The 14,940-nt window shown below is 58.7% G+C and carries 15 protein-coding genes; 4 read left to right on the top strand and 11 right to left on the bottom strand.

Annotation, left to right across the window (positions count from 1 at the left end; translation table 11 throughout):
- The first annotated feature begins 56 nt into the window (after nucleotides 1-56).
- Nucleotides 57-1,439 carry a DegQ family serine endoprotease gene (locus ACMG4M_RS06590; protein WP_035247970.1) on the top strand — a complete coding sequence of 461 codons (1,383 nt, stop codon included), beginning with the start codon at nucleotides 57-59 and terminating at the stop codon, nucleotides 1,437-1,439.
- 200 nt (nucleotides 1,440-1,639) lie between these two features.
- Here the strand turns inward: ACMG4M_RS06590 and ACMG4M_RS06595 are convergent, their stop codons facing one another.
- Nucleotides 1,640-2,422, bottom strand: a complete 783-nt coding sequence (locus tag ACMG4M_RS06595) for a crotonase/enoyl-CoA hydratase family protein (protein ID WP_035247783.1) — start codon at nucleotides 2,420-2,422, stop codon at nucleotides 1,640-1,642.
- A 474-nt stretch (nucleotides 2,423-2,896) separates the two neighbouring features.
- Between ACMG4M_RS06595 and ACMG4M_RS06600 the strand changes: the two genes are divergently transcribed.
- Complete coding sequence (locus ACMG4M_RS06600; RefSeq protein WP_035247780.1) at nucleotides 2,897-3,211, top strand: thioredoxin family protein; 315 nt, start codon at nucleotides 2,897-2,899, stop codon at nucleotides 3,209-3,211.
- Nucleotides 3,212-3,436: 225 nt separating this feature from the next.
- Here the strand turns inward: ACMG4M_RS06600 and ACMG4M_RS06605 are convergent, their stop codons facing one another.
- Entirely contained in the window at nucleotides 3,437-4,465 is a 1,029-nt protein-coding gene (locus ACMG4M_RS06605; protein WP_035247778.1) for a zinc-binding dehydrogenase, read from the bottom strand.
- A gap of 223 nt (nucleotides 4,466-4,688) precedes the next feature.
- Entirely contained in the window at nucleotides 4,689-5,132 is a 444-nt protein-coding gene (locus ACMG4M_RS06610) for a DoxX family protein (RefSeq protein ID WP_035247776.1), read from the bottom strand.
- Nucleotides 5,133-5,290: 158 nt separating this feature from the next.
- On the opposite strand from ACMG4M_RS06610, the gene ACMG4M_RS06615 reads away from it, so the two are divergent.
- Complete coding sequence (locus ACMG4M_RS06615) at nucleotides 5,291-5,713, top strand: DoxX family protein (protein ID WP_232222069.1); 423 nt, start codon at nucleotides 5,291-5,293, stop codon at nucleotides 5,711-5,713.
- An 86-nt stretch (nucleotides 5,714-5,799) separates the two neighbouring features.
- Here ACMG4M_RS06615 and ACMG4M_RS06620 read toward each other — a convergent pair whose 3' ends face one another.
- The 6 genes from ACMG4M_RS06620 to ACMG4M_RS06645 form a co-directional block, all read right to left on the bottom strand.
- The gene (locus ACMG4M_RS06620) at nucleotides 5,800-6,132 is read right to left on the bottom strand and encodes a hypothetical protein (protein WP_035247774.1); all 333 of its coding nucleotides are present in this window, start codon (nucleotides 6,130-6,132) and stop codon (nucleotides 5,800-5,802) included.
- Between the two features lie 317 nt (nucleotides 6,133-6,449).
- The gene (locus tag ACMG4M_RS06625; RefSeq protein WP_035247762.1) at nucleotides 6,450-7,655 is read right to left on the bottom strand and encodes an acyl-CoA dehydrogenase family protein; all 1,206 of its coding nucleotides are present in this window, start codon (nucleotides 7,653-7,655) and stop codon (nucleotides 6,450-6,452) included.
- A gap of 14 nt (nucleotides 7,656-7,669) precedes the next feature.
- Entirely contained in the window at nucleotides 7,670-8,977 is a 1,308-nt protein-coding gene (locus ACMG4M_RS06630; protein ID WP_035247760.1) for an acyl-CoA dehydrogenase family protein, read from the bottom strand.
- A 543-nt stretch (nucleotides 8,978-9,520) separates the two neighbouring features.
- Nucleotides 9,521-11,851 (bottom strand): fatty acid cis/trans isomerase, encoded by a 2,331-nt coding sequence (locus ACMG4M_RS06635; protein ID WP_414430972.1) that lies wholly within the window; start codon nucleotides 11,849-11,851, stop codon nucleotides 9,521-9,523.
- A 111-nt stretch (nucleotides 11,852-11,962) separates the two neighbouring features.
- Entirely contained in the window at nucleotides 11,963-12,415 is a 453-nt protein-coding gene (locus ACMG4M_RS06640; RefSeq protein WP_272962364.1) for a DUF3429 domain-containing protein, read from the bottom strand.
- 67 nt (nucleotides 12,416-12,482) lie between these two features.
- Complete coding sequence (locus ACMG4M_RS06645) at nucleotides 12,483-12,983, bottom strand: DUF1643 domain-containing protein (RefSeq protein WP_272962365.1); 501 nt, start codon at nucleotides 12,981-12,983, stop codon at nucleotides 12,483-12,485.
- 56 nt (nucleotides 12,984-13,039) lie between these two features.
- On the opposite strand from ACMG4M_RS06645, the gene ACMG4M_RS06650 reads away from it, so the two are divergent.
- Complete coding sequence (locus tag ACMG4M_RS06650; RefSeq protein ID WP_349380058.1) at nucleotides 13,040-13,756, top strand: nitroreductase; 717 nt, start codon at nucleotides 13,040-13,042, stop codon at nucleotides 13,754-13,756.
- A 3-nt stretch (nucleotides 13,757-13,759) separates the two neighbouring features.
- Here the strand turns inward: ACMG4M_RS06650 and ACMG4M_RS06655 are convergent, their stop codons facing one another.
- The gene (locus tag ACMG4M_RS06655; protein WP_272962366.1) at nucleotides 13,760-14,173 is read right to left on the bottom strand and encodes a hypothetical protein; all 414 of its coding nucleotides are present in this window, start codon (nucleotides 14,171-14,173) and stop codon (nucleotides 13,760-13,762) included.
- Nucleotides 14,157-14,912, bottom strand: a complete 756-nt coding sequence (bla, locus tag ACMG4M_RS06660) for a subclass B1 metallo-beta-lactamase (RefSeq protein ID WP_414430973.1) — start codon at nucleotides 14,910-14,912, stop codon at nucleotides 14,157-14,159. The genes ACMG4M_RS06655 and bla overlap by 17 nt, the downstream gene beginning before the upstream one ends.
- Nucleotides 14,913-14,940 lie beyond the last annotated feature (28 nt).

Below are 14,940 nucleotides of genomic sequence, written 5' to 3' on the forward strand. Positions count from 1 at the left end.
TCTCCACTGGCGATATCCTTTTTTATTGTTTTCTCAGCACAGGAGGAACGACGTTGTTGAATACCAAAAAACCGCTGCAACCCGTTGTCTGGGTACTGGCACTGTGTGCCATCGTTTTTTCGCCAGCACAGGCGGCATTGCCATCCGCCACTAGTGACGGCCAGGCGTTGCCATCGCTGGCGCCCATGCTGGAGGAGACCTCTCCGGCGGTGGTCAATATTGCTATCGAAACGCGGATTCGCACTGCCCGAAATCCACTGATGGAAGATCCCTTTTTCCGCCGTTTCTTCAACATTCCCGAGCATCAACAACGAGAGCGCCGTGCCGCCAGTGCCGGTTCGGGCGTGATTGTGGATGCCGAGGCGGGGTATGTGCTGACCAATGCCCATGTGGTGAAGAACGCGGATTCCATTGAAGTCACTCTTACCGACGGCCGCGAGTTGTCAGCAGAATTGGTCGGTACCGATGAGGAAGTGGATCTGGCGGTACTCAAACTGGAGTCGGCCAATGATCTGACGCAAATCGCTATTGCTGATTCCACCGGCTTGCGAGTGGGCGACTTCGTTGTGGCGATCGGGAACCCCTTCGGGCTGGGGCAGACGGTTACCAGTGGTATTGTCTCTGCGCTGGGTCGAACCGGTCTGGGGATTGAAGGCTACGAAAGCTTTATCCAGACCGATGCGTCCATCAATCCGGGCAACTCCGGTGGCGCTTTGGTGAACCTGCGCGGCGAATTGGTGGGCATCAACACTGCCATCATCGCTCCCGCCGGCGGCAATGTAGGTATCGGTTTTGCCATCCCCACGGAAATGGCCGAGAACGTGATGCACCAGCTCATCGAGCATGGTGAAGTTCGCCGCGGCGTGCTGGGTGTTACCGTTCAGGATCTCACTGCCGAGCTTGCCGAGGCCTTTGGGGTTGATCGCCAGCGCGGTGTGGTCATCACTCAGGTGCTAGAGGATGGTGCTGCGGAGAAGGCCGGCATCAAGAGTGGAGATGTGGTGATTGCCGTAGACGGCCGCCCGGTGAAGCGGGCGGCGGATCTGCGTAACAAGGTCGGCATGGCGCCGGTGGGTGAGAAGGTGACGCTGACCGTCCTGCGTGATAGCAGAAAGCGGGAGATGACAGCGGTTATCAGCGAGTCATCCCAGCAGGCCTCCAGCGGGGAGTCTGTTTCCAAGTACCTGCAAGGCGCCAGCCTGCGGGACCTTCGCAAAGGGGAACTGCAGCACGCGGACAGCGGCGTACTGGTGGACGATGTGAAACAGGGCTCTCCCGCCTGGCGGGCCGGGTTGCGCCGTGGCGATGTGATCATCAACGCCAACCGTCAGGATGTGGTGAACACGGCGGAACTGCGTAATGCTATCAGTGACAAGGATGGCACCCTGCTGTTGCGGGTGAATCGTAACGGCGGTGTGTTCTTTGTAGTGATCCGCTGATTGGTTGAGTTGAAAGTGCAAAGTTGAAAGTGAAAAAGCGCGGGCGGGTCTGGTGTGTAAACCTGCCAGGCTGTGCCCGCGTTTCATTTCTGCAAAAGCGCTGATGGCGCTGTAGGAGCTATGCTTGCATGGCGAACCTTGGCCAGAGAAACCGGATCGGCTGCTAGTATTTCACTGCCAGGCTGGTCATTCCACAAAACTCACTCTTCAAATTTCCCATGCCGTCCGGCGCCTTGCCGGAAACGTTCGGCGCCACCAATCGCTTCTTCGAATACCACCGGGTAGCCGCCGGCGCCTTCCTGGCGCAGGGCTTCCTCCTGCGCCAGGTCCCATTGTCGATAGGCTGAAAGCCGGTCGGCCTGCAGGCAGCGTTGCGGGAAGGCGGCGATTTGCCGGGCCAGGGTGATGGCTTCATCCAGTGCTGTGCCGTCGGCCACCACCCGGTTGGCCAGGCCGATCTGCAGGGCTTCATCGGCCGCCACCGGCCTGCCGGTCAGAATCATATCCATGGCCCGGCTGTGGCCAATCAGGCGAGGCAGACGCACGGTACCACCATCGATCAGGGGCACGCCCCAGCGCCGGCAGAACACACCGAACGTGGCCGACGTTTCTGCCACTCTCAAGTCACACAGCAATGCCAATTCCAGTCCGCCTGCCACCGCAAAGCCGCTTACGGCTGCAATCACCGGTTTGCTCAGCAGCATACGGGTAGGGCCCATGGGCCCGGGGCCGCTGCCGGCCTCGTCAATCTCATTGCGTCGTTGCGGATCAGACAAGGCGGACAGATCGGCGCCGGCGCAGAAGTTGCCGCCAGCGCCGGTGAGGATGGCCACCTTGAGATCGGTGTTCTGCTCAAAGGCGTCGAAAGCGGTACGTAACGCATCCGCGGTGGGGCGATCCACCGCGTTACGCTTGTCGGGGCGGTTCAGGGTGATAATGAAAAGGTCGTCGCGGGTTTCGGTGATTACCGGTTGTTCAGTCACAGGGCTATCCGTTATCTGCCGTTTCCCGCATCTAACCATAAAAGAAACCCAAAAGGGGAGCGGCGGTAGTCACTGCTCCGGTTTTCAGTAGGCCAGAGTGAAGCGCTCACGTTCGTGTTGCGGGTGATCCTCTTCACCCAGCAGTGCTACGGCCTAACCAACCCTGTACGGAACGGCTGTTGCTCTAGTCGTCCACCAGCAGGTCGTCATTGCCCGATCAGCACTGGCGGGAGTGTCGATCAAAAGCGTATCTGCCGCCACCCGCAGAGCTCCGGCGCGGCCGACAATCGCCAGGCGAGGATCTCTGTGATGGCGGATTCCATTGCCGCCGAAGCGCTGGAGCGAGGCGATCAAAAGAGAGTTCTGTCAGACTGGTCGGCGACCTGCAGGGCAAGTATGCGGTCTACCCGCCGGGGCGCGAGGCTCCGACCAAGATGCGGGCTTTTGTGGAATGTCTGATCGAGCGGATATGAAATGAATTATGTGAAGAGTTATGAAGAAGAAACCCTCAATCGCGAGGAGGTTGAACAACGGCCGGGCACCTGGGTACTGGAATTCGGCGCCAACTGGTGCGGCTATTGCATCGCCGCTCAGAAAGACATCGAAACGGTGCTGTCACCGATGACCGAGGTGCACCACGAAAAAATTGCCGATGGCCCTGGCCGCCCTCTGGGTCGCAGCTACCGGATCAAACTGTGGCCTACGCTGATCCTGATCCATGATGGCAAGGAAATAGACCGGGTAGTACGGCCCACCAGCGCCGAACAAATCCGCCAGCTTTTCTCGTAGGAGCCTCGCTGGCGGCGCGATAAAAAAGACCAGAATCAAAAAAATATTTACCACAGAGGGCACAGAGAACACAGAGAAAAACCTGTCTTTTCCTCAGTGTTCTCTGTGCCCTCTGTGGTAAATACCGCTTTTCAGGTTTTGGATTTATGCACTTCGTGCACCCTACGGGCCGCCCTAGCGGTCGTTACCTGCACTTCGTTCCGGTTCGCGCCGCCAGCGACGCTCCTACGCTGGGTCAGGTGCCGCGTCCAGCACCACCTTGCCCACAGACTGTCCTGAGCGCAGTAGTGCTAAAGCCGTATGGGCATCGTCAAAGGCAAAGCGATGGCCTACATGGGGCGGGGGCAGGGGAATGGTTTTCAGCTCTTCCAGCAGCGCCTGCATTTTCCCTTTCTGTTCCCATAACCAGATCAAGTTGAAGGCCAATACGGAACGGTTGCTGCTGATCATCGCCATCACGTCGTAGCGGGGGCGGCGCAGGTAGCGCCAGGCGGCTTTCAGGTAGTTGGGGCGGTTTTGGCTGGGGGTGAATTCGGCGGCGCCGAAGACCACCAGGCGGCCCATGGGGTTGAGCGCGTTGAAGCTGGCGGTCTGAACCTGGCCGCCGATGGCATCCAGTACCAGGTCGAAGTGTCGATTATGTCGTTGCAGTTGCCGGGCGAAGTCCGGCGCCCGAACCAGCACATCCTCGAATCCTTGTTGCCCTAGCCAGGTGGCTTTTTCTTCACTGCCTACCGTGCCGGTGGCGCGACCGCCCAGCGCTTGTACCAGTTTCATGGCTTGCAGGCCCACGCCGCCAGCGGCGCTGTGTATCAGCACCTGTTGGTCCGCTTGCAGGGCGCCGAGATGGGTGAGGGCGTACCAAGCGGTCAGGGTCTGTGCCGGCCAGGCGGCGCCCTGGGCGTAGTCCCAGTCTGCGGGTAGCGGGATCAGGTACTCCGGCTCGCTGTCGATAACGCTGGTGTAGCCACCGAAACGGGTGACGCCCATGACCCGATCGCCCACCCCAAACCTTTCCGCCTCTGGGCTGACTTCCTCTACCTCGCCGGCAAACTCCAGGCCGGGGATAAAGGCGCCCTGCGGGGTGGCGGAATACAGGCCGGTGAGGGCAAAAATATCGGCAAAATTCAGGCCGACAGCATGCACCGTGATGCGGACATGGTTGTTCGCAAGGGTGGGCAGCATGCCTGTATGCAGGGTCAGCCGCGCCATATTGCCGGCGCGGGCTGTCTGCCAGTAACGAAAAGTGCTCATCCCAGACTCCGACCTGAATCCATGGCTTCATCGCGGCGCCTGACGCAACCCTTTGTCGCCACAGGGGGTTTTTCTCAGTCGATCGTATTCCCTGATACGATACTTCTTCAAAAAATCCCCTGTGACAACAAATTTTTACGCCATGCATCCACGCTGAAGTCACGGATTCAGGTCCGACGCAAAAGCGGGAGTATGGGGTGGGGCAGGACAGAGCTCAACGGGCTTATTGCAGGGCCTTGTTGAGCGGCTGGTCGGCGCTGAAACGGCCACCACCGGAAATGGCCAGTGACACGCTGGCGGCCAGCAGGGCCAGACCGAACTCGTAGCCGTTGTTGCTCATGAACAGGCCGTTGTCGAGGTGTACGGTGACGATGGCCACGATCATGGTAAAAGCCAGGGCCACTGCTGCCGGGCGGGTGAGCAGGCCGATCAGCAGGGCCAGGCCACCAAGGAATTCGGCGCTACCGGCGCCCAGAGCCATCAGGTAGCCGGGTTCCAGACCAATGGACGCCATCCATTGACCGGTGCTTTCCAGGCCATGGCCACCGAACCAGCCAAACAGTTTCTGGGCACCGTGAGCCATGAATATGATGGCCACTGGCAGGCGCAGGGCCAGAGGAGCGAAGCTGTTGTCGGTATCGGTCAGGGAGGCAAGCAGGTTTTTCATGGGGAACTCCTTTTCAATTAAATGTTGCTAGTGACGCGATGGGAGTATTTAAGCATCAAAAGAAAAGTAAGAAAGTGCGTTATTAAGTTGTTTTTGTTCTGATAATTAGATGTATTTTTCTGTGGTGGCGCTTTTCTTATTCCGGGCTAAACGGTTGAATGGCGGACAACAATATTTATTCACTGGGAGTAGAGATGGTCAACAATCCGGATATCGGCAAGCTGGTACTGCGTCTGACGTTGGGGTTACTGATGCTGTTGCACGGTATCAGCAAGTTGCAACACGGGGTGGGCTGGATTTCAGGAGAGCTGGCGTCTCATAACCTGCCTGGTTTTCTGGCTTACGGGGTATTTATTGGCGAAATCATTGCGCCGTTGATGGTGATACTGGGAGTCCATACCCGTATTGGTGCGGTGCTGATCGCGGGCAATATGCTGGTTGCCATTGTGCTGGTGCACATGGGCGAGGTATTTGCATTGAGCAAGACAGGTGGCTGGGCATTGGAGTTGCAGGGGTTTTTCCTGTTCTCTGCCGTTGCCGTCTTCTTCCTGGGGGCAGGCAAATATGCCATCAGAAAGTGATCGGCGGTAAGTCGGGCTCTTTTCCCTTCAGTATTGTTCAAGGCCGCACCGATCAGGAGACGGCCTTTTTCTTTCAGGCTTGCCGTTTAGGTGCAGTAGCGACCGTACTGGCTTAGCGCCTTGCTGCTGTGCGGATCTACCAGATCCACCCACACCTGCATGGAAGCCTGATCCCGGGTGTTCTGCAGATTGGTGAAATCGCCGGCAACAATATCGCCTTTCAGGGTGTCGCCCGCCTGGGGAGTGGTGCCGTCCAGTTGCTTCACTAGTACCATGCCGCCTCGGGTGTTGAGTAGCATGTATTCGCAACTCTGACTGAGGATGACGGTGGCCTGTTGCTGATTGGCGTGCGCGGTCTGTCCGAGCAACATACAGCCCGCCAGACCGGCACCGAGCAAATGCAGTTTGAGTGCTGACATGGTGATCCCTTCCTTTTTTATTGTTACACCTACACCTTACGTCGGCGTACCGGCCCGGCCTGTTGTGCAATGTCGGTAAAGCTGTAACCGGGGTGTAGTGTTTTTTTACATTCCATCGTCTTTTGATGGTGGCACAGGCGATGTCACCGCAACATCATCGTTATGTCTCTTTATGCAGTAGGGAATTCGGGCGATGAAAGCCGGTGTGAGTAATAGGAAAGGCAGGGTTGATTGGGAAGCGTCGAGCAAGGATCAGAGACAAAAAAGCCGCACCCGAAGGTGCGGCTTTTAGGTTGGCAAGGCTGCCGGGAGAGAGGTTATTTCAGCTCCTTGGAGCTTAGCCCCAGTACCCGACGGGCGATGACCAGTTGCTGAATTTGCTGGGTGCCTTCGAAGATATCCAGAATCTTCGAGTCGCGGGCCCATTTTTCCAGCAGTTCGTCTTCGGTGTAGCCGATGCTGCCGGCCAGTTCCACGCAGCGCAGAGTGATCTGATTCCCCACGCGTCCGGCCTTGGCCTTGCAGATGGAGGCTTCCAGGGTATTGGCCTTCTTGTTGTCAGCCATCCAGGCGGCTTTCACCGCCAGCCAGTAAGCCGCTTCCCAGTCCGCTTCCATCCGGTAGATTTCGGCTTCCACCGCGGAGCAGTTGTCTACTGGCTTGCCGTAATCATAGGTCATGCTGTCCTTCAGCAATTCCTTGATGCGCTCCAGTGACGCCTTGGCACAGCCGATGGCCATGGCAGCGACCAATGGACGGGTGTTGTCGAACGTCTCCATGACCCCGGCAAAGCCCTTCTTGGTATCCACTTCCGGGCTGCCTAGCAGGTTTTCCGCCGGTACACGACAGTCGATGAAGTTGATGGCGGCGGTGTCGGAAGCGCGAATGCCGAGCTTTTTCTCCAGACGCGCCAGCTCCATGCCCGGGGTGCCCCAGTCCACCACAAAGGATTTGATGGCTGCACGGCCCAGTTTTGGATCCAGCGACGCCCACACCACCACACAGTCGGCGCGGGACCCGGAGGTCACATAGATCTTCTCGCCGTTCAGCACATAGTGATCACCGTCTTTTTTGGCGGTGGCACGAATGGCCGCAGAATCGGAGCCGCAGCTGGGTTCGGTGATGGCCATGGCGGCCCACTTGCCCTTGAAGCGCTCCAGCTGCTCGTCGTTGGCCACCGCAGCGATAGCCGCATTGCCCAGGCCCTGGCGGGGCATGGCCAACAGGAAGCCGGTATCGCCGTAGCACATTTCCATGGCACCCAGGCAAACGCCCATATTGGCGCCATTTTTTATGCTGCCGTCGTCCTGCACCTTGCCGCTACCGGTGGTGGCAGCGCCGGCGGAGTTGGCCGGATCACCTTCGTTGAAACCATCCAGTACCGACGCCAGCATATCCAGCTCTTTCGGATATTCGTGCTCGCCACGGTCATACTTGCGCGAGATCGGGCGGAGGGTGCTCTGGGCCACCTGATAAGCGTTGTTGATCAGGGGTTTGAACTTCTTGGGAATTTCGATATTCATGGTTGTCTCCCTCCTTACAGGTGCAGGCCGCCAAAGGCGACACCGATGGCACGCAGATCCCGGTACCAGCGCTCCACCGGGTATTCATGGGTGAAGCCGTGACCGCCCAGCAATTGCACGCCGTCGGTGCCGATCTTCATGGCCTTGTCCTTTACCAGGGTGCGCGCCAAATGCGCTTCACGCTGGAAGGACTTGCCCTGCTCGGCACGGCTGGCCGCGCGGTAGGTGAGCATGCGCATGGAATCCAGCTCGATGGCGATATCGGCAATCATGAACGCCACTGCCTGGCGGTAACTGATCGGCTCGCCAAAGGCGGTGCGCTCGTTGCAGTAAGGCACCACATAGTCGAGCACGGATTGGCAGGTACCGATGGCCAGGGCACACCAGGCCAGGGTGCCCAGGTCCACAAAGGCGCGGTAATCGAAATCACCGTTACCCAGGCGGTTTTCCACCGGCACGCGCACATTGTCCAGTTTCAATGGACGCTGGCCGCTGGCGCGGATACCCATGGAGGGATCATCGCCTGCTACCAGGCCGTCGCTGCCACCTTCGACGATGAACACGGCCGGGCCGTCATCGGCCTGGGCGGCCACCAGAAAAATTTCTGCTTCGGCGGCCAGCGGTACCAGGGATTTTTCCCCGTTGAGGACATAGCTTTCACCGTCCTTGCGGGCGGTAGTCTTGAGTGCCATGGGGTCGAACAGCGGATAGGGTTCGCACACAGCGATGGTGGCCTTGGGCGGGCTTTCTTCCGCGAAGGTGCTCAGGTACTTGTCCTGCTGTTGCGCGGTGCCCCACTGGGTGAGGGCATTGGCAACGCCCATGGGGGCAAGGATGGCTACCGCCTGCCCCATGTCACCGTGGGCCAGATCTTCGGCAACCAGCATGCTGGTTACGGTGGAACGTTCGCTGGCAGCGCCGCCGAGAGCTTCCGGCACGGCAAAATAGTTGAGCCCCAGTTCCAGCGCCTGGGCAATCACCTCGTCGCTGGTCTTCTGGGTGGCATCCGCTTCTTCGGCCTGATCACGCAACACATCGCGGGCAAAAGACTGCACGCTGTCACGGATCATCTGCTGCTCGTCGGTGACGCTCAGATCGAAAAGGTCGCGGGTGTGGCCCGGTGCGTTCAGCCGTTCCGGTTTGTTGCCGGGGTTGCTTGACTTGAAAGTGCGGGCAGTGGTGGTAAGCACCTGAAAGCCGCTTTTGGTGAGCGTGTAGGCAAGCCGTTCCACGGTCTTGCGCATGCCGATCTTGTCCAGCACTTCCGAGCTGGCCAGACGGTTAAGCGCGGTCAGCGCATAACCAACTGCATCTTTTGCCATGAGAGTTCGCCTCGTTGTTGTGTCTATTTGCACTCGATTATGGACCGGAGAGGCTCAGTCACATTGACCAGTGTGACCGATGGGTCGGGCCAAGTGGCAACCGGGAGGCGCTGTAGACCTAGCCACAGCGGGCAGGAAAGGGTAGAGGCGGGCGGCTACGAGCTACGTAGCTACGCTGGTTGGATAGGGAAAGGTTAGAAAGTTCCCAAGAGCTCGGCATTTCTACGAAGCCGCTGTAGGAACGTAGCGCAGCGGAGTAACGCACGTAGTTCCGTGCGGCCCGAAGGGTGAGCGAAGCGAATAATACCTCTCGAGGTGCGAACCGCGCTTGCGCGGAAATCGACTGCAGGGCGATCAGGACTGTCAGTGCTCGACAGGTCTTGCCAGAAAGAATGGCGCACAGACCTTCGCTCTCCTCCGCCTCGCGACGCTCGGTTCGCACCTCAAGCGGTGCTCCTACACCTGCCTTCGCGGGCAGGGCGCTATTCGATTAGCACGGCCCAGCCCGCATTGCAGCTTGTAGCGTGAGGCTTGCCGCTGCCCTCAAAGATTCTCGTAACGATTCATATCCAGAACCGCTGCCTCGCTGGGCTCGTGCTCTTCCAGATAGCGGGTCAGGTCGTGGAAGTAGGTCCAGAACTGCGGATGGGTACGGCGGATGCCGAAGCGGGAAGCCAGTGCAGTGAAATCCTTTTCTTTCTTCACCGCCTGCATGGCAGCCACGAAGTCATCCACCTCATCGGCCTGCACGTTGAACATGAAGTTGGGGTAGCTGGCCAGTACGCCGGGGTAGATCGTCAGGGTATCCAGCGGTGGCTGGTAGCGCAGGGATTCCCCCAACATGAAGGCCACATTGGTGTGGGCCCGATTGCGAATCAGGGTATAGATTTCCCGCTCGCCGTTTTCATTTTCCACCCGCAGCATGGTGACCTCGGGCATGAAGTGTACGGCTTGCAGATCCTGCGCCTGGGTAGAGGCAATACCGACCAGAGTGGTTTCCGGCTCTTTTAACCAGTCCGCAATATCATTGCGGTGACAGTCTTCCCCATCGCAACGATTGATCGGGTCCGGGCGGGCGTTGATGGCGGCAAAACGTTTCAGTAGACCATCGTTGAATTCATTGACCGGGGTATTGGTTTGATACTGGATGCCGGTGGGGTGTGTGGTATCCACCGACGCATAGCTCACATACAGGCGCAGTTTGCCGGTGTTCTGGTACCAGTTTTCCACCACTGGCTTGCGAAGCTCGCGGGGGAAGTAACGCAGGGTGTTCTGCTCCGCTCCATTACGAATCAGGTCGAAGTAGAGACGGGTCTGGGCCTGGTGAGAGACGGAACCAAACACATTGAAGTTTACCACCAGGTTGTAATAGCTACGCTCAAACAACGGATAATCCATGACCCAGGTGGTCAGTGGCAGGTCGCCGATCAAGCCTTTTCGTACCGATGAATTATCATGGTGACGGAAGATGGTCAGCAGGGCGTTGCGGTTTTTGCCGTCGCCGTCCCAGAGACTTTCCCAGGCGGGGCCCTGTGGGGCTTTTTCCCCGTAGGCCTGGTGCCGGGCTTTGAGATATTTATTGCGATTGCCGCTGTATTTGAGCCACTGGGGACCAAGTGCCAGAAGCTCCTCATCCTGGCCGGGAAGACCGAGTAATCCACTGACCTTGGCGCGGTAATTATCATCGGTGATATAGAGGTCATGGTCCGGGTCCTGGAACACCGCCCAGAAGTGATCGCGTATCACATCGGTGGCTATCTGGCCCCGACAAACCGGCCCGCGGATAAAGGTGCGGACAAAGTATTCCGCCTCATCCAGCATAAACTGGTATCGGGCTCGAGCCGGAATGTCCGAAAAGGTCTGAAAGGGGTTGGCGCGTTGTTCGTAACTGTACCCCGGTAGTGTTTCCACTTCCCAGTCGCCGGCAAAAAACTGCTCCCGGGTACGGGCCAGCTTTTTGTCGTTCAGCGCAAAGGTGATGTGGGTTTTGTGTGCCAGGCTGCCGCGAACCGGCACCAGCCGGTACCAGAAGTGCTCGGGAGGCATGTCGTTGGGGCGCACGCTGTCCAGCGGTTTCAGGGGCTCGCCCGGCGGAGTGCTGGAGCGATACAAGGTGAAGAAATGATCCGGTTTGTCTCCACTGTTATCGTCGAAATACAGGTGGGCGAGAAACAGGTGTTCGAACAGCCAGCGGGCCACCAGTTGGTGGCGATTGTCTGGCTGGTTAAGCATTTTTTCCCAGGCCTGGATTTGTCGTTGCTCGTCTTCCGACAGATCAAAGGTCTGGTAAGACAGCGGGGCGCCCTGCTTGAGCCACTGGCTTACGGTGGTGAATTCCTGATCGGTGAGGCCGGTGACGGCCAGGGGCATGCCGCCCATGGGATGCTTGTCGGCGTAGTCGGCAAATTCCTCTGGTTTGGGGCAGGCATTGACTCGCTGCAATCCCAGAGTGATGTCATCCGGTAATTTTTCGTTGTCGGCAAAACGATGTTTCCTGCCCAGCTCAAGCATGTTGTAGAGCAGTGATGATTGCATGCCGTCGGTGCTGTCGATGACGGAAAAGAAATCCTTTTCTCGCCATTGGGCGGTGGTCAGCGCGTCCTGAAACAGCCGGGTAGGCGCCACGGATTCGGTGCGGGCACCGTTGTAGACCTTATCTTTACTGGCGCCACGATCCAGTCCCTCGGGCGCTTCCAGTTTCAGCTGGCAGGGGGCGTCGTAGCAGCCGTGGCAGGCCAGGCATTTGTTTTCAAAAATGGGCTGGACGTCGGTCTGATAACTGAGGGAACGCTCGGCAGCGACAACAACAGGGAGGAACAGGAACAAAACACTGAGCAGGGGCAATTGGACACGATATTGTTGCAGCAAGAACATTTCACTGTCTCCCTGTGAATTTGAATCAGTCTAGCTGTGCCTGCCTGGAGTGGCTACGGTTGTGTCTCCGGGTGGGGGTAAACCTTGTAAAAGGAGGGGTGTCGCGCGCTCTCAGAACATGGGGACCATGGTGGCGGCCCAGCCAATCAACACAGCGATCACGGCGGCGGCGGTGAGTTGATGCCGCAACTGGCGGTACCAGCCAGGCAAGGCTTCGGTAAAAACCATCTGCTCTGTGCCCCAGACAAACACCAATCCCGCCGCCAGCATAGGCAGGGAGAATTCCAGCGGTAACAGCAGCGCAAACCAGCCCAGCACCGCCGGCATGATGCCAAACAACAGGGTGGGGAACTGGTTACCACGATCAAACTGGTTTAGTGCTCGCCCCCAGTGAACTGCACCCAGGAAGGCAATAATGATGGCGGCATAGGCGGCCACACCTTGCAAGGCCCACTCTCGACAGGTATCCAGCCAGGCCAGCAGCGCCAGGCCGTAAAAGGGAATCAGTCCGCCATAGGCAAGCCAGCGAGCGCGGCGGATATTGTTGTCGGTATGAGAGCCCAAGGCGGTCATCCATGACGTGAGGAATTGATACCATTATCTTGCTGCTGGAGTGAAGGTCAGGACAAGGTTATTCAGAAGCTCCCTGATCCCAGGGGCGGGCAGTCAGGTGTTTGGGCAGGTACAGGGGATGAGCGGGCTCCCCGGAACCGTTGAGGCGAATGCAATGCATGGCCGGCAATTGGGCCGATACGGCACTGGCTCGCTCCATGTAGCGACCATGGTTGCCCCAGGCGGCAACGACCCGATCTGCCTGTCGTGCCAGTTTGCGCAGCCATTGGTCGTTTTTCGGGCCCACCGGATCATCTGCGGCAAATAAATCGCTGGGATAAGTGGCCCGGTAGGCAAACAGGTTGGCCACGCACAGGCCGGAGTAGCCCCAGTCCCGGGCGAAGCCCATGCAGCGGCGAATGGTGGGGTCATCCTGGCGATGATCGGCGGTGGACGGGTTCAGCCCGATCAACAGCAGAAAGTCATCGCCCGGCCCCCAGTGCCGCCACAGGGCATAGCGGTATTGGCGGCAACGGGAGAAATTGGCGCTGCGTAGCAGGGAGGGGGCGGACTTTGTCATGGCTGGGTATTGTAGGCATCTGCCATGATATGGCCAGCGTCCAATGGGAGTGGATAATGGAATTTCGTGATGTGATTCGGGCACGCCATAGTGTGCGTGCCTTTACCGATCAGCCGGTCAGTAATGATCAGTTGCAAGCGTTGCTTGAGGCTGCCACGACGGCACCGAGCTGGTCTAACACCCAGCCCTATCAGATCGCCATTGCCCGCGGCGGAGTACTGGAAAGCCTGCGTGAGGAGTTGCCGCCTCGCTTTGACAAACTGGCGGCGCTGCAGAAGGCACCAATGTTGAAAAAGGCCCTGGCCTGGCTGCGCAAGGACGGCATCCCCGATGGTGACTTCCGTCCGGTGGTTAACTACCCGGAGGATCTGCAGCCGCGCCGGGTTGCCACCGGCCATGGTCTGTATCAACTGCTGGATATTGGCCGTCAGGATAAACAGGCTCGTCATGAGCAGATGCGCGATAACTTCCGTTTCTTTAACGCTCCGGCGGCCCTGTTTGTGTTCATTCACGAAGGGCTGGGTATTTACAGCGCGCTGGATGCGGGGATTTTTCTGCAGAACTTTATGCTGGCGGCAACCGATGCCGGCCTCGGCACCTGTGCCCAGGGGGCGTTGGGCCTGTGGCGTTCGCCGCTGGAGCAGCATTTTCACCTGCCGAACCAATACAAGCTGCTGTGCGGGGTGTCGCTGGGTTATGAAGCTGACACCCGGGTCAATCAGTTTCGCCCTGAGCGTCAACCGCTCAGCGAGTTGCTGATCAAGGAAAAGTAGCGGTCAGCGCGCGGTGAAAATGCGCAGGATGGGAAAGCGGTGATAGCCGAAAAAAACCATCTTGCGCTGCTGCTCGCCGGCGGCGAAGGAGCCCTCCAGGCCGGTAGGATGGCGCCGTTCGCCATTGGCGAATTCTGCCACCAGGTAATTATCCTGCAGGATGCGTTTGCCGCCGTCGCTGTTCTCCAGAGTCACCAGGGCCCAGCGTTCACCACTGTCGCTGCTGAGCGTGTTGGCTTCCCGTATTCGAAAGCTGCTGGCACTGGGCTGCAGCGGGCTGTTCCGGTCAAAGCGGGCGTCACCATCGATCTGCACCGGTGTGTCGAAACGCAGCACGGTGTTGTTGTCGGCCCGCGCAACCGTGCTGGCGGCGGTGAGCAAAAGGCCCAGTAACACTGCCTTACTGATCTGCAACACCCTGCCGGGCCAGATCGCGTGTATGGGTAAGCAGGCTGGCATCGCCAATATCTCCATGGCCGGGTACTACAATGCTGGCAGCGCCATAGCGGGCCAGTACGTTTTCCATGGCAACGGGCCAATGGTTGGCGTCTGAGCCTTCCACATAGCCGATAGCCGTGGCCGAGCCTCCCTTCACTGCACACCCTCCGATCAATACCTCATCGCGGGCATACCAGACCAGGATGTTGTCAGGGCTGTGCGCCGGGCCCGGGTAATAGAGTTCCAGATTAGCGAACTTGATCCGTGATTGCTCCGTGAAAGCCTCGAGGGTCCGGGGTAGGGGAATGTCCGGATCGTAGAAGGTGTCGGGATCGTTGCGGGCAATGGTCAGGGTGGCCGGGTGGGCCCAGGCGGGAATGCCGCGGTCCGCCAGCGTCTGGGCGCCGCCCATGCGATCGTCATGGGAGTGAGTGAGGATGGCCAGATCCGGTGCCTTGCCAAACTGCTGTTCCATCCAGTCCAGTAACCGCGCTGTGGGTGCCTCGCCCCAGGCGGTATCGATCAGGGTGAGGGTGTCGTCTTCGATGATGATCAGCCCGTTGGAGGGGTAGCGCTTACCCTGAATCACTTCCCAGGAGCGATGTACCCAGGTGTGTTCGGTCAGTGGGTAAACCTGCAGATCATCGCTGAGACGGATTTCATCTGCCTGCAGAGGCAGGCTGATAAATAGTAACAGGGCAAGGACTATACGCATCATGGATCTCCTGATCAGGAAACCCATGGTA

Origin of the sequence: Alcanivorax sp. IL3, assembly GCF_047495465.1 — a bacterium.
Taxonomy (GTDB): domain Bacteria; phylum Pseudomonadota; class Gammaproteobacteria; order Pseudomonadales; family Alcanivoracaceae; genus Alcanivorax; species Alcanivorax jadensis.